This window comes from Desulfovibrio sp. UIB00 (assembly GCF_022508225.1).
In the GTDB taxonomy this organism is placed as follows: domain Bacteria; phylum Desulfobacterota; class Desulfovibrionia; order Desulfovibrionales; family Desulfovibrionaceae; genus Desulfovibrio.
On record NZ_JAETXJ010000007.1, the window covers coordinates 17544 to 33430 of the forward strand.

Genomic DNA, 15887 nt, shown 5'->3' on the forward strand with positions numbered 1-15887 from the left:
CTCGTTGACAAATACCCGCAGAGTAGTAAGGCTGTATGCGCCGGTTCCCGGCCCAGATTCTGCCCATATCCGCACAAGGAGTTTTTGTGAAAATTCTTGTAACACCCCGTTCTTTCGGCAAAACCAATCCCGAGCTGTTTGACCGTCTGGCCCAGGCCGGGCTGGAAGTGATACGCAACGACACGGGCGGCATTCTCTCCGCCGAGCAGATGAAGGAAAAGCTGGCCGACTGCGCTGGCGTCATTCTTGGCGTTGACCCCATGGATGCCCCTGTGCTGGCTGCTGCCCCCGCCCTCAAGGCCATTGCCAAATACGGCGTGGGGCTGGACAACATCGACCTTGCGGCCTGCAAGGAGCGCGGCATCGCGGTTTCGCGCACCGTAGGCGCCAACAGCAATGCCGTGGCCGACTACGCCCTGACCCTCATGCTCATGGTGGCGCGCAAGGCCGGGCTTATTGACCGCCGCTGCCGCCAGAAAGACTGGGGCAAGATCACCAGCATCGATTTGTACGGCAAAACCATCGGCATCATCGGCCTTGGGGCCATTGGCCGTTGCGTTGTCAAACGCGCACAGGGCTTTGGCATGAAGATTCTGGCCCACGACGTTGTGTGGGACGATGCCTGGGCCGCCAAGGAAGGCGTGGAACGCGCAGATGTTGACCGCATTTGCCGCGAGGCCGACTTCATCACCCTGCATACGGTGCTGACGGACGAAACCCGCAACCTCATTAATGCCCAGCGCCTTGCAAGCATGAAAAAAACAGCCGTGCTGATCAACACCGCGCGCGGCGGGCTTATTGACGAGGGGGCCCTGCTGGCTGCACTGAAAGAAGGCAGCATCTACGGCGCGGGCCTTGACGTATTTGAACAGGAACCCCCGGCTGATCCGGCGTGGTATGAGCTGGACAACCTTGTGATGGGTTCGCACTGTTCGTCCTCCACCGCAGGTGCCACGGAAACCATGGGCAACATGGCTGTGGACAACCTGTTGCGCGATTTGGGACTGTAAGCAGCTTCACTGCCTGAATAGTACGCGCCTGTGGGCGCAAAATGCAGCCCGCCCGCATCCTCTGTGAGAATGCGGGCGGGCTTTTCTGTTTACGGTGCGCCATTGGCTGGCGCGCGTTCCCTTTTATGAATTCTTCAAGATGAATTCATTCTTCTCGGCTGTCATATCTGCGGTCACATTATTGACAGTGGTGATGGTAAGATCTTGCGTTGCATTGCTGAAGGTATGTTCGCCTGTCTTCTCCCACTGTGTGCTGTCCAAGGATATGGAGTTGTCCGTACCCATTTTGATGCCCGCGTTGATAAGCGCATTCATGTCCGTCAGATTGGCGGTGCCGTCACCATCCTTGGCTCCATCCTGAATGAAGACGCTCACATTCTTTACCTGATTGGAATCGGCCAACAGAGAATCCAGCGTGTCGGAGCTGTGGTTGATAAGCACGTTAAGCCCCGTGGTAGAACCGCCGTCAATGGTGTCGCCCGTATGGAAGACCAACACGTTGTTGCCAGCGCCGCCGTTCAGAATGTTATTTCCCGCGCCGCCGTCAAGGAAGTCGTTGTTTGCCCCGCCGTAGAGGTGGTCGTTGCCGGCTCCGCCGTAGAGGTGGTCGCCATCATTGCCGGCATAGAGGGTATCGTTGCCGCCTTCACCGTGCAGTTCATTGTGCCCTATGCCGCCGTAGAGGATGTCATCGCCACTACCGCCGTACAACCTGTCATCGCCTCCGCCGCCGTAGAGGATATGACTTTCCGTCTCGCCGCGTGCATCGAGGGTATCCGCATTGCCGCTGCCAAACAGCAGGTGGCTGGTTTCGCTGCCGATGGTAATATCTACATGGTGGCCGCCGTCTTTTCCAGTAACATCAAAGGCAAGGCTTGCCTTGCCAGCAGCAGATATAAGACCGTGGGAGTCTGTGGCGGTAAACAGAAAGGAATCTGTGAAGCTTGTAGCCCACTCCCCGCTGCCGTTCAGGTGCAGTTGCAGAGCATCCAGCCCCTGTTCTGAGTGGATATTGGGGTCATAGGTGTACTGACCGTCGGCAGTTACAGTAACATGCCCATAGGCAGCTTCTGTCTGCAAGGCATAAGAAGCTATATGGTCGCCCGTATCCGGATCTGTTGCGTGCAATTGGCCGTTGGCTGTGCCAAAAGTTTCACTTGTCGCCACAGGCGCGTCGTTGGTGCCGTGGATGGTGAACTTAATACTATGGTCTGTAACTTGGCCATTCTTTGCAATGACACTGATCATCACAGTATCGGAGAACGAATTTCCGTCACCAAGCGCCAACACTGCTTTGTCGTGGGCATCAACGGTGTAGGTGTACGATCCATACTTATCAATACCAAGAGTTCCGTGAGCGCCTTGAGTTTTTACGGTATATGACACCTCATGGTCTTCATAATCCGTGCCCACGACCTTCCCCTGGGCAATGTATTTGAGGCCCGCATCAGGGTTGGCCACCGCCTGCACATCAAAATCACTGCCCGTGGCATTTTCCACCACAGGGCCGCTGGCACTCCCCTTGATATTGACTGTTATCAATTGCGTAACCTTGTTGTGGTTCTGGTCTTCCACCACAAGAGTTGCATGGGTTTCTACAAGCTGCCCGGCCTTAAGGGCCATAACTGCCGGAGAACTGCTATCGAGCGTGAATGTGTATTCACCCGATGGCTTCACTGTAAAGGTGCCATACTCGTTGCTGATGTTGTCATGAGCCGTTTTGTCGGCAGCCTCAAAGTAAAGGTTTGGCGATTTCGCAACGTCTGCACTATCCGCATCAAATACGGTAATTTTACCACTCATGGAGTTTACAGGGCTGCCTTCTGTTACGGTCAGCACTTTCTCCACGGTCACTTCAGGCAGATCATCTGTGCCAGAAACATTCACTTTCAGCGTTACTTCGTTAGAAGCACCGTGCTTGTCCGTGGCGATAATAGTGAAAGTTTCACTGAGGTTCTTTGCTGAGGAATCCAGCCCCTGCACCTTACTGTCCGCATTGTTGAGCACATAGGAATAGCTGCCATCGGGTTTGACGACCAGCACTCCGTATTCGCCGCGTACTACCATGCCAGCAGTATTGGAGCTGACACTCTTGGCGGAAAACGTAAGATTGCTATCACCCTTGTCATCTTCAAAAAATGTTTTGGCTTCGCCAGTAATGCTAGTATGTGTATCTTCGGCAACAGAAGCCTGTACGGTGTTGCCAGTATGGTCAACGCCACTGTCAAATTTGACAGTGGGAGCGTCGTTGGCACCGGTCAGATTTACCTTGATAACCTGCTTGGTGGTTGCTCCGTGCGCGTCTGTTACCAGCACAGTGAAGCTGTCGGTTTCGGTGACGCCTTCATTCAGATTCAGGCCTTCATTGGCTTTATAACTATATTTTCCATCTGAATTGAGTGTAAATGTGCCAAAATTTCCAGCAACTTTTCCGCTATGACCATGATCTCCGTCAATGCTGTACTTCAGTGTAGCAGATTCGCCAGCATCTGCGTCCGAGCCCACAATCCTGTATGTAGCTTGAGAGACAAAATGGTCTTTCTCCGCCAGATCAATATCCTTGTATGAATCAACCACAGGGGAATCATTGGTTCCGCTGATGTTGATGACAACATTTACAGGGTACAGCCCAAACGCTTCCGTCCACGGCTTGCCGTTGAACATCATTGAAAATGTTTCTTTTACAGTTTCGCCTTCATGCAGCGCCTGCACATCTGGGCGGGTGTTATACAGGGTATACGTATACGCACCAGTGGCAGGGTTGACTGAAAGGTAGCCGTATTTACCCTCCATTCCCTGCACTTGGTTCCCTTGCCCGTCATTTATACCAAACCCATAATCGGGCGCATCTACACTTATTACAGATACACCCCATATTGCATCCAGGTGGCCGGTAACAGCCACACCCTCTGGCGAGGGATGTTCCTTGCTGCCAACGTGGAGGTCAAAGCCGTCATCTTCCTTCACTGCCCGCTCAAGCTGACTGAACGTATAGGAAGGATTGCGCCAGTCACTACCGCCGGATCCGCCAGTTCCGCTAGATCCGGGGGTAATGTGGATGGTGATATCTTTTGGCTCTGAGACTGCAGAATGGGGGTCAATGATGACAACCTTGACAGAATCATCAATGCCAGCATTGCTGTGATTCAGGGCCGTGGCGAGCTTTGCGCTGTAGGTATCCAGAAAATAGGTATACTTGCCCGTGGCCGGATCAATGGAAATAGTTCCGTAGTCTGTCTTCACTTCCGTTGCGTAAGAAGTGGAGCCATCAGTGTGGGAAACAGCAAATTTGTAGACCAGGCTATTGGTCGGATCATCAACATCGGCCTTGCCAGTTACCGTGCCCACAAACACCGTACCAGGGTGAGCTGTATCCACCCAGTCGTTGGCCTGATCTTCAAAATTGCCAACTTTTGCCGCACCAGCAAAGGCCGGTGTGCTGCTGGTAAAGTATGGCCTGTCATTGGTGCCATGGATTGCTATGGAAATACTCTGGGGGACAGTGCTGCCCCCCGCAGTGGCGACAACAGTGAACGTTTCGTTCAGCGAGTTGCCCTCGTTGAGCTTCTGAATGGCCTCATTGTCATTTTCCGTCAAAAAGTACTTGTAGCTGCCATTAGGGCTGACAACCAGATAGCCATAGTTTCCCTTGGCCACAGTGGCTCCCGATATGCCATCAGCGTAAGCTTTGACCACCTGAATATCGGTGGAAGTCGAAGAATCCACTGTCCATCCGGCTTTTGCACCGTCTTTCCCAAAGTTGGCCGTGTCGCTGTCGTCCACAATCTTGCCAAGGGTAAGCTGACCCGCCGTAGTGGGATCATCGCTGTGGTCAACAGAACCAGGGTATATCGTGTGCCCTGCATCTTCCCTAATGCTGTTTCCAGAGATATTGACGATGGGTGTATCTTTATTGCCCGTTATATCTATCTGCAATGTGGCATTGGAGTACGCCCCACGCTGATCCTGAATGCGGACCGTGAACACTTCGTCCTTCAGGTGGGTATTATCGTCAAGGTGTTGCAGCAGGTCTGGCCTGGTGAGGGTATAGGTATAGCTGCCATCCGGTTTTAGCTCCAGAACGCCATACTTGCCTTCCAACACCTGTGTGGTGCCTGAACCATATACAAGGCTGTAGCGAAGCGTTGCCGGGGTATCCGCAGCATCGACGTCTGTCCCGGACAGTTGCCCGGTTGACGTGGAAAATTTGCTGTTGTCTTCCGTCAATCCTGACTTAAACGTAATTGTTCGGCTGTCAGAATTTTCCGTGTTGAAGGTAAAATCTGGCTTGTCGTTGGTTCCCTTGATATAAAGTTCCAGCTTTTGCGTTGCGGGGGGGAGGTCTTTAGGTGGTGTAAATGTATTTCCACTGGTTGTACCTTGGCGCGTATCCCAGGCGGCAAGCTCAATGTTAGTAATCTTCGTGAGATCCCCGGCATTGAGGGCCTTCACCGCTGAAGCATCCTGATCCAACTCAAACGAGAACTTGCCATAACGGTCAATGGTAAGTTTTCCGTATCCGGTATCATACGAATCTTTTATATACTTTACGATTCCACCATCAAACGTCACCTTGAACCCGTATTGCAGTTTATCAGTGTTCGCATCGACCTGGACAACTTTAAACGTTCCACCTGTGGCTTGGCTGCCATCGTACTCTGTGGATTTTTCAAAACTGGCATTAGGGTCGCTGCCCACACGCGCAACACCAGATTCCCAAGCCTGGATGCTGTGCGCATCATTGCTTGTAACTCGTATGGCATCGTAACTGCCCTGAATCTGTACCTTGATTGTTCCAGATGTGTATGCGCCGTGATTGTCCACAACCACCACGGGGATATCAAGGTTCTTGATTTCGTTGCCAGAAAGTTTCTGCACCGCGGCGGACGACTGGTAGAGTTCAAAAGTATACGTGCCTGCATTTTTCCCAGATGATTCAATGCTGACCTTACCCCAAAAATCATCAACACTACCTTTCTTGAAGGTAGCTTCGTCAACGAGTGTTCCGTCGGCCTTGACGTACATGACCGTATTCAGCGCGGCCCCGTCTTTGACAGATGCGACAAGGTGGTAACGTAGGTTGTCACTGGTGTCAGTGTCCTTGCCTGCAATGTTCCCCGTGATGGTGGTGGCTATACTACTATCTTCGACAACGATGCCATATTCAGAGCCGCCGACGGTGGCAAGGCCAACAGAGCTCTTCCACGCGTTGCTCGTAATGGTTGGCACTTCGTTAGAGCCGTTGACGGTTACAGTAATTATGCCAGTGGTCTCGGCATAGGTTCCGCCACTGGTGGTGTTCTGAGGATGCCCGTTAACAATATTGTTGCTGTCCGTGACCAGAGGCGTAAACGTGATATTTACGGACTTTCCTTCTGAAAGCCTGTTAACGGCCTCTGATTCTGTAAGGGTAAAGGTGTAGCTACCATCCTCGTGCAAAACAAGCGTGCCGCACTTTTCATAGTTCTTGATAGATACGCCTTCTGTCACTATCCGGTAGTTTGTGCTGCTCAGAGTTCCGCTCGTTGGCGCAAGAACATCCACTGTTATTTCGTGGCCAGCAGCATAGAGATTAACAACCTTGTTGCTGCCATCTCTTGCCTGAAGGCCAAATGTCAGCGTGTCTTTAGGAGAAGTTACGCTGCCATCTACTCCATCCACATCCGTGGCGTGCAGCGCCCCACTGACGACGAGCTCGTGGTATGGTTTGTCTGTAGAGCCGTTTGCAGCACCCGCATTGGAATCTGTTGTCTTTTCAGTATTTTCTGCAGAAACAAGGTTTTTTCCACGGTCACCCTTAACATAGTAACCAGTTTCCTTGACTGAATGATTGTAATTATTGTCAAAAGTAGGGGCATCGTTGGTACCATGCACGGCGACGGTAATCTGTTTTGAATCCCATGCGCCGTGCTCATCCCTTACATAGATGGTAAAATTCTCTTGACGCTCTTCACCAGAGTCAAGAAAATTTGCTTTGCTCTCGTCAAGGCTGTAAGTGTACTTGCCACTCGCATCAATACTAAGAGTTCCGTAGGTTCCATCTACCGTTGTATGACCGGCTCCAAGCCCACTCTGGTTCGCACTGTCCTTGTCAAAAGCAAGGTTGCGCCCGTCAATGTCAGCTACGTCTTTGTGACCAACAACAAGCCCAAATGATGTTGCCGCATGAGCGTCTACGTCTGCCCCAAGCACGCTGGCAGAGACACTAGTGTGGACAACACCAGCCCCCGCTTCCACTACGGAAAGATCGCCAGAATTTACCACAACAGCATCGCCATGGCTGTCTTTTGTCACAAATTTTAGCGTGGGTTGATCATTGGTGCCGTGGATGGTGACCTCGATGGTGCTGGCTCCGGTACCATCATGGCCATCGTTTACGGTAATGCCAAAATCTAAAATTTTGGCATCGCCGGACGCCATTTTATCAACAACGCCACCCTTAGTGTCGTCAATTTTAAAAACATACTTTCCAGAGCTGCTGTTCAGATACAGCGTCCCGTAGTCGGTAGTTTTGCTATAGTCATACGTTTCGCTACCCACTGTTGTTGCTGTGGCAAGCTTGGTAACGCCATCAATAGAATATGTGGGCGTTTTGTCATGTAAATCAGCATCATGAGAATTTACCTGCCCCACTACGGAGAGGGGAACACCAGGCTCGCTGTCATTGCCGAGATTCCGCACACCGCTCTCTGTTACGCTTGCCGTGTACTTGGTGGCTGAGAATACGGGCGCATCATTGGTGCCCGCAATCGTAATGGTAACGGGCTTGATGTCGAACCCGCCCTTATCGTCCTTGCCCATGATGTAGAATGTTTCGCTGAGCGTCTCCGGAGTGCCATCCGCATTGAGCCCCAACTGCTGCACATCGCTCTTGGAATTATCAAGGGTGTATGTGTAGATTGGTTTATTGTCCGCATCAAGACCAATCTCCATCTTGCCGAAACGGCCCTGCATAATATTGCTGGATGAGGGCGTTGCATAGCTGATAGTGGGAGAGCCGCTCTCGGCAACGGTATAGGAACCATTGGTTGCGTTATACGATTCCCCTACAGACTTATCCACAATAGCGAATGAATGGATGTCTGATGCGTCGGCATCATGGGAGATTACAAGGTTGCCCGAGGTAGACAGGGTTATGTCTTCCTTGACGGCAAGAGACGTCAAAGCGGCAAGCGTAGGCTGATCATTGGTGCCGTGGATGGTGACCTCGATGGTGCTGGCTCCGGTCCCATGATGGTCATCGTTTACGGTAATACCAAAATTCAAAATTTTGGAATCGCCGGACGCCATTTTATCAACAACGCCATCCTTTGTGTCGTCAATTCTAAAAACATACTTTCCAGAGCTGCTGTTCAGATACAGCGTGCCGTAGTCGGTAGTTTTGCTATAGTCGTACGTTTCGCCGCCCACGGTTGCAGCGGTGGCAAGCTTGGTGCCGCCATCAATAGAATACTCGGGCGTTTTATCATGTAAATCAGCATCATGAGAATCGACCCGTCCCACTACCGAGAGGGGAACACCAGGCTCGCTGGCATTGCCATGATCCTGCACACCGCTCTCTGTCACGCTTGCCGTGTACTTGGTGGCTGAGAATTCCGGCGCATCATTGGTGCCATTCACCGTAAGGCTTATATCCGAGGTTGTGTACGCGCCATGCGCGTCTTCTGCCACCAGAGTTATACCCAAGAGGCTCTTGCTCTCCGGTGTTCCATCGGCCTTCAGGCCCATGCCCTGCACCACGTTGGAGTCATTGTACATGGTGAAAGAGTATTCGCCGGATTTGGGGTCCATGGTAAGTACACCATAATAACCGTCATGATGCCCCCCAGTACCATCAGTCGGGGCCACGGTGGTGATTTTCATGGCGCCGTTGTCATCCACCACATAAAGTTGGGTTTCGCTGTGTTGCTTGCCATCGGCGTCAGTGTGCACCAGACCGTAGCGCAGATCGGCGCCGTCAGAATCGCGGTCAGTAGCCTTGACCGCGCCGCTGATCGTGAACGGCGTGACATCCTCCTGCACGGTATTGCCGCCAGTCCACTGCGCCGTCATGTTTTCAGGGGCTTCGTTGGTGCCGTGAATGGTGATGTCTATCGTTTCCCCGTCGAGCGCGCGCCCACCTTCCCGTGTAGTGCCGGAGTCGTTATCCGAGGCCCCCAACTTGTCATGTACAGTGGGGACCATGGAAATTTTTACGCTCTCACCTTCGGACAGCTTATCCACAGTGCTTTTTTCCGTGGAATCGAGGTCGAAACGGTACTCACCGGTTTTGGAGTTCAGATAAAGAGTGCCGTAACCATCCATATCGTAGGCAGTATCAAAACCTGTAGCCGATGTGGCATGCCCATTCACAGCAATAGAGACGTTGTTAACGAGCACGGATTTGATGCCATACGTCAGTTCATCACCGTGATCCGGATCCCGCGCCACAATCTGCCCGGAGGCGCTCAGCGTGTGCTGGGTAAAGTCCGTGCCGCCATCCTGGGTAGGCTTGTTTTCATCCGCGTTCAGCGTGTCCGACCTTTCGCCCTTGACGTTGAGGCCGTTACCATCGCCAATGTCCTTCAACGTAAGATCTGTAACCCCCGTGATATCCGGCGCATCGTTGCTGCCTGTGATAACCACGTTGATGGGCTGGGTCACGGTATGACCCTTGCCGTCATTGATAGAGAAGACAATGTTGTCGGCCTGCTTTTCGCCTTCGGCAAGGCTATCCGTGGGGCTGTAGGGATCCTGCTTGAGGGTGTAGGTATATTCAAAGGTGACATTGCTGCCGCCGCCCTTGGGCGTGATAACAAGCGTACCGTAGTCGCTCTCAACCGTGGTGGGGCCAGCGGTGCTGACGGCGACAACCTTGCCGCCCATGCTCACGGTGGTGGTCAGGCTGTCGCCATCCGGGTCGGCCACAGAAAATGAGCCACTCTGGCTGACTACAGGCGCGGCGCTGGCGCTTTTGCCGTCCCATGCTGATTCCGTGAGGCCGATGGCAATGGCTGCGCCGCCAGTGGACAACGCGGGCGCGTCATTGGTGAGAAAGGGCGAAGCGTAGGGATTGATATTCGGCTGGGTATCGCCGCCAAAGCCAAGGCGGTAATCAAGGCCGTCAAGGTGGTTTACGCCGTCCTCAAGCCCTGCATTGGCAAAATCGCTGTATCTGCCGCTACGGGTGGGCGAAGCCGAAGGCCCGGCGGCCGGGGCAAGGTCTGGCCCGAAGGCATTGAAAAAATCCGCACCCGCAATGAGCTGACCGTCAACCTCAAATGAGGGAATGTCGTCCTTGTTGTACTGGGTGTAAAAATTCTGCAATTCAATGGCTGCGCCATCGTCAAAACGGAAAAAGAGGCTGTCTGAGCCTTGCGGACGTTCAATGCTGACCTGGTCAGCAGAAAAATCAAGAACCATGCGGGCATCGGGCGCGCTGGGGATAACGGCAGTCTGACCGGCGGAGGGGCGAACAAGCTTGATGTCTGCCATGGAAAAACCTTCTTTTTACTGGGCATTACTAAAACACCCGGTTTAACGCGCAAAACGGCATAAGCCGCAAAAACGGCACTCGCGCGTTTGCGGAAAAAGGGCGCCAATGCGCCGCAATGACTGGGAATAAAGAAGGGGGAAACCTTCGCGAATAAAAAGGAAGAACTTTCAGCAGCAATGCTGCCAACTGCCCTTTTTATCGACACACCGGAACCCGAAGCAGGTTCGGCGTAGTAGTCATGTCTATGAGAGGCCCAGGGGCGGCCTCCGCCAACTGGCCCGCGCAAATACGGCTGCTGCCGCCGCCACGCGTGATACCCAGCTCTGGCAAAACAACCTTGCCGTGGTTTGCAAGGATATGTCAAGCAGCCCGAGCAGTTCTCCCCCGAGGTAAAATTTTTTCGTTGCGGCGTGCGCCTGCCAAACAATGATTTTCAACACTATTTCTGACCGTACCGCTTGGTTGACCAAATTGTCAGAAATGTATGTTACGTGCAACCTCTCTATAATATTGATTACTATCATATATAAAATAATAGCATACGATACCATATATCATTTACTCTTGAAAATTTTTTTGTACCATACTCTATAAGAAATCAGAAAAATGCCGAATGGAATTCTAGCCATAAGCCTTCCCCCAAATGATTACACACAACCAACCACGTCCCTGACGCGGAGGGGAAAATGATTAAACTTACGACTATGCAAAAATTATTTGGCCTATCACTGATTCTTTCATTGTTTACTGTTGCTGTAGGTATGTATGCGGTAAGCAACCTTAGCAGGCTATCAGATGATATTGACACCCTTTATAGCATGCACGTCAAAGGGCTTGATGCAGCCCGTGCAATGAATATCAGTGCCCTCAGAATTGTGCGGGAAGAAAAAAATATTATTCTGACCAATGACGATGCAGAAATTCAGCGATATCTTGATATTCTTGCAAAAGAACGCAACGTGTTTGAAGGCATGATGCAAACTCTGCCCAAGTACTTTACCTCGGGCGAAGGCAAGGCTTTGTGCAGCAAGGCATTGCAATCTGCCCAGACGTGGCTTGCCGTACATGATAAAGTTGTCGAACTCGGCAAAACTAGCGATGCCGCCATGAACGAGCAGGCGCAAAAGCTTTCCACCACCCAGGCCCGGCAAGCTGTGGGCATTCTGGCCCAAGACATTCAGAAGGTCGTCGACTTCAAGCTTATGCGCGCTGATGAGCTGAACCACGAAAGCACGCGCATGTATGAGACCTCGCGCCTCATCACCATTATTGGCATCATTGCCTCTGTGCTGGTGGGCCTTGGACTGGGCTTTTATATGGCCCGCAACATGCTGCGCCAGTTGGGTGATGAACCCGCCTCACTTTCAAAGCTGGCTCTGGCAATCGCTGGTGGGGATCTGGACGCGCGCTTTGACCCGGCCCGTACGGAACAGGGCGTGTTTGGCGCCATGAAGAACATGGTGACCACGCTGAAAACCAAGATCGCCGAGGCCGAGCAAAAGGGCCTGGAGGCAGCGGAAGAGTCGAAAAAAGCCCAGCAGGCAACCCTTGAGGCAGAAGCTGCCCGCAAGCAGGCCGAGCGGGCTAAGGCCGAAGGCATGTTGCAGGCCGCCCGCCAGCTTGAAAGCGTTGTGGGTATTGTCAACACCGCTTCCGAGCAGCTTTCCGCCCAGATCGAACAGTCCAGCCGTGGTGCTGACGAGCAGTCCAACCGCGTGCGTGAAACCGCCACCGCCATGGAAGAAATGAACGCCACAGTGCTTGAAGTGGCCCGCAACGCACAGCAGGCGGCGGACGCCTCCTCCCAGACCAAGCAAAAGGCCCTTGAAGGCTCCAATATCGTCAGTGATGCGGTCAAGGGCATTGAAACAGTCCGGAATCAGTCTCTGGCCATCAAGGAAGACATGAATGCCCTTGGCAAGCAGGCTGAAGGCATTGGGCAGGTCATGAACGTGATCGCCGATATTGCAGACCAGACCAATCTGCTGGCCCTTAACGCCGCCATTGAGGCCGCCCGCGCGGGCGATGCCGGACGCGGGTTTGCCGTGGTTGCTGACGAAGTGCGCAAACTGGCGGAAAAAACCATGTCCGCCACGCAGGAGGTCGGCCAGGCTATCCGCGATATTCAGGAAGGCACCCGCAAGAATATTGAAAACGTGGACAAGTCGGCGACATCTATTGAAAGCGCCACCACGCTTTCTGTAAAATCAGGCGACTCCCTGCAACAGATTCTCACCCTTGTGGAACATGTGAACGATCAGGTGCAGTCCATCGCCACTGCCAGTGAAGAACAGTCCGCCGCCAGTGAGGAAATAAACCAGTCTGTGGAGCAGGTGGCGACTATTTCTGCGGAAACCGCCCAGGCCATGGAGCAGGCCTCGCGCGCCGTTTCCGAATTGCTGGAACAATCACAGGTACTGCAAGGCCTTATCGCTGAAATGAAGGCTCAGGGTGAAGCCGCTTAGACAGGGCTGCTTCGCACCATGCAGAATCACCTATTGCCACCGCCTGCCTCCGGCTTTGACAGACACCTTCTGGGCAACCCCCCTTTTGCGGGGTTTGCCCAGCCATGGGTGGCAAGACTGCGGGTTGAGATGAAAATACTCACACGCCATATGCACTCGCGCAGCAGGGGCGTAGCTGGCTCCTGCTGCCCCTTTGCGTTGACATGACCAACAACACAAAACCAATTCTCCCCCGCGCTTTTTGCTGTGCTGGCCCACCTTCCTCCGGTGCCGCAATGGTGTACGATACAAAAATGTATCATCGTGCCACAATAGCACAGTCCCAAATTGTTAAACTCCACCCTGCCGTTAGATAGTATGCCGCTACTATACAGGTTCTACATTCACAATATTTTTTCAAGCTCTAAAATCTACATTCACTACAAACAAAACTTCAATTAATTCATTTTTCTTAAACAATTTAATTATAAATACGATTTCGTTAATTTTTTTTACACATCCTTACAACCAGCTCCAACTAATTACATTCTTTACAAGCCATATTCTTCGCTCTAATCTTATTACATAATCAGCCGATAAGTTAGTTGAATACCGTTTTTTATTGGTTGCACACTCAAAAGATAATAATTTTGTTCATAGCATAGAGGTTCAATCCTGTGCCGATTTTTCGGCGCCAATCTCAGGGGGGCAAGGACTTATGCGTTCTATCAAGCAAAAAATTGCGCTGGCTGCGGGTCTCGGGTTGATTGCCACGGCTGCCATTCTGATGGCTTTCGGGCTGTACTCCACCAGCAACACCAAGGAATTTGTTTCCAACCGCGTTTCGCAGCTTCTGGAAAAAAGCGCCATTTCATCACTTGAATCGCTGGTTTCAGACAGGGCATCCGTTGTGGAAACTGCCCTTCAGGACAACATCGACACAGCACGCACAACAGGAAAGATCTTCGAGGTGTTGCGCGCCAATCTCGGCAGCGAGCACCTGCGCGATCTTTTTGTCAAAATCCTGCGCGCCAACCTTGATAACAACCCCACATATCTGGGTTCATATTCCGCATGGGAGCCAAACGCCCTTGACGGCATGGATGCCCTGTACGCCAATACAGAAGCCCACGACGCATCGGGCCGCTTTATTACATACTGGAACCGCGATGAAACAGGCAAGATCAGCCGCCAGGCCCTTGTGGAATACGAAAGCGATGCCAAGCACGCCAACGGCGTACGCAAGGGCGGCTGGTACCTTGGCCCTAGGGAAACCGGCAAGGAAAGCGTGCTTGACCCCTTCCCCTACATTGTGCAGGGCAAAACAGAGTGGCTGACCACAATCTCCGTGCCCGTCAAGGAAAACAACAAGTTCCTTGGCGTTTCCGGCACAGACCTGCGGCTCACCTTTTTGCAGAAGATGGCAGAAGATGTTGATGCCAAAATCTACGGCGGCAAGGGCGATGTATTCATTATCAGCTATGACGGTCTGGTAGTTGCCAACAGCGGCGACGCCTCAATGGTCGGCAAAGCATTGAGCAATGGCTTGCCCAATGCAGACAAGGTCATGCCCAACGTGCGTGACGGCAAGGCCTATGCCGGGCTGAGTGTGGACGGCAAGTCCATTGTGGCATACGCCCCGGTCAAGCTCGGTCGCTCAGGCAAGTTCTGGTCTGTACTTGTCAAGTTGCCCAGAGATGTTGTGCTGGCTGATGCCGATGCCCTTGAGGCGCAACTCAACGAGCGCGCCAAAAACGATGCATTCAATCAGATCATGGTCGGCGCAGGCGTGGCCCTGCTGGGCATAATCTGCCTGTGGTTCTTTGCGGGTTCCCTCACGCGGCCGCTCATCAGGGCCAAGAACTACGCCGAAGGCGTTGCCGCAGGCGATTTCAGCGGGGAACTGGTGGTGAACCAGCAGGACGAAATCGGCGTGTTGGCCAACTCTCTGCGCACCATGGTTGCCAATCTGCAAGCAATGATCGCCGAGGCGCACGCCAAGGGCGAAGAAGCTCAAAAAGCAATGAAAGAAGCGCAGGCCGCCATGCAGGAGGCCAACGCCGCCAAGGCTCAGGCCGAGCGGGCCAAGGCCGAGGGCATGCTACATGCTGCCGGGCAGCTTGAAGGCGTTGTGGAAATCGTCACTGCGGCCTCGCAGCAGCTTTCATCCCAGATCGAACAATCGAGCCGTGGCGCGGACGAGCAGTCCGGACGTGTGCGCGAAACCGCCACAGCCATGGAAGAAATGAACGCCACCGTACTTGAAGTGGCCCGCAACGCCCAGCAGGCAGCGGACGCATCCACCCAGACCAAGCAAAAGGCCCTTGAAGGCTCCAATATCGTGAGCGATGCGGTCAAGGGCATTGAAACTGTCCGGGATCAGTCGCTGGCCATCAAGGAAGACATGAACGCCCTTGGCAAGCAGGCCGAAGGCATTGGGCAGATTATGAATGTGATCGCCGACATTGCCGACCAGACCAACCTGCTGGCCCTTAACGCCGCCATTGAGGCCGCCCGCGCTGGCGATGCCGGGCGCGGGTTTGCGGTGGTGGCCGATGAAGTGCGCAAACTGGCAGAAAAGACCATGGCCGCCACGCAGGAAGTGGGACAGGCCATCCGCGACATTCAGGAAGGCACCCGCAAAAACATTGCCAACGTGGACAAGGCTGCCGTAACCATCGAAAGCGCTACAGATCTTTCTGTACGTTCCGGCGAAGCCTTGAGCCAGATATTCCACCTTGTGGAACAGGTTAACGACCAGGTACAGTCCATTGCGACTGCAAGTGAGCAGCAATCTGCCGCCAGCGAAGAAATAAACAAGTCAGTTGAACAGGTTTCTGCAATTTCTGCTGAAACAGCTCAGGCCATGGAACAGGCATCTAGTGCCGTGTCTGAACTTGCGCAGCAGTCAAAAGTACTGCAAAATCTTATTCACGAAATGAAGACACAGAACTAAAC

At 52.9% G+C, this 15887-nt stretch carries 4 protein-coding genes; 3 read left to right on the forward strand and 1 reads right to left on the reverse strand.

Going from position 1 to position 15887, the window contains the following annotated elements; all coding sequences use genetic code 11:
- The first annotated feature begins 86 nt into the window (after positions 1 to 86).
- Positions 87 to 1010, forward strand: coding sequence for a phosphoglycerate dehydrogenase (locus JMF94_RS11425; protein ID WP_240825223.1), 924 nt, complete (start codon positions 87 to 89; stop codon positions 1008 to 1010).
- Between the two features lie 123 nt (positions 1011 to 1133).
- Here JMF94_RS11425 and JMF94_RS11430 read toward each other — a convergent pair whose 3' ends face one another.
- A complete protein-coding gene (locus JMF94_RS11430) occupies positions 1134 to 10484 on the reverse strand; it encodes a VCBS domain-containing protein (RefSeq protein ID WP_240825225.1) in 9351 nt (3116 codons plus the stop codon).
- Between the two features lie 705 nt (positions 10485 to 11189).
- On the opposite strand from JMF94_RS11430, the gene JMF94_RS11435 reads away from it, so the two are divergent.
- Both JMF94_RS11435 and JMF94_RS11440 read left to right on the forward strand, forming a co-directional pair.
- Positions 11190 to 12950 carry a methyl-accepting chemotaxis protein gene (locus JMF94_RS11435; protein ID WP_240825227.1) on the forward strand — a complete coding sequence of 587 codons (1761 nt, stop codon included), beginning with the start codon at positions 11190 to 11192 and terminating at the stop codon, positions 12948 to 12950.
- Positions 12951 to 13647: 697 nt separating this feature from the next.
- Positions 13648 to 15885 (forward strand): methyl-accepting chemotaxis protein, encoded by a 2238-nt coding sequence (locus tag JMF94_RS11440; protein WP_240825228.1) that lies wholly within the window; start codon positions 13648 to 13650, stop codon positions 15883 to 15885.
- Positions 15886 to 15887 lie beyond the last annotated feature (2 nt).

Coding starts and splice junctions, on each gene's coding strand:
- JMF94_RS11440 (WP_240825228.1), top strand. CDS start 13,648: ATGCGTTCTATCAAGCAAAAAATTGCGCTGGCTGCGGGTCTCGGGTTG.
- JMF94_RS11435 (WP_240825227.1), top strand. CDS start 11,190: ATGCAAAAATTATTTGGCCTATCACTGATTCTTTCATTGTTTACTGTT.
- JMF94_RS11430 (WP_240825225.1), bottom strand. CDS start 10,484: ATGGCAGACATCAAGCTTGTTCGCCCCTCCGCCGGTCAGACTGCCGTT.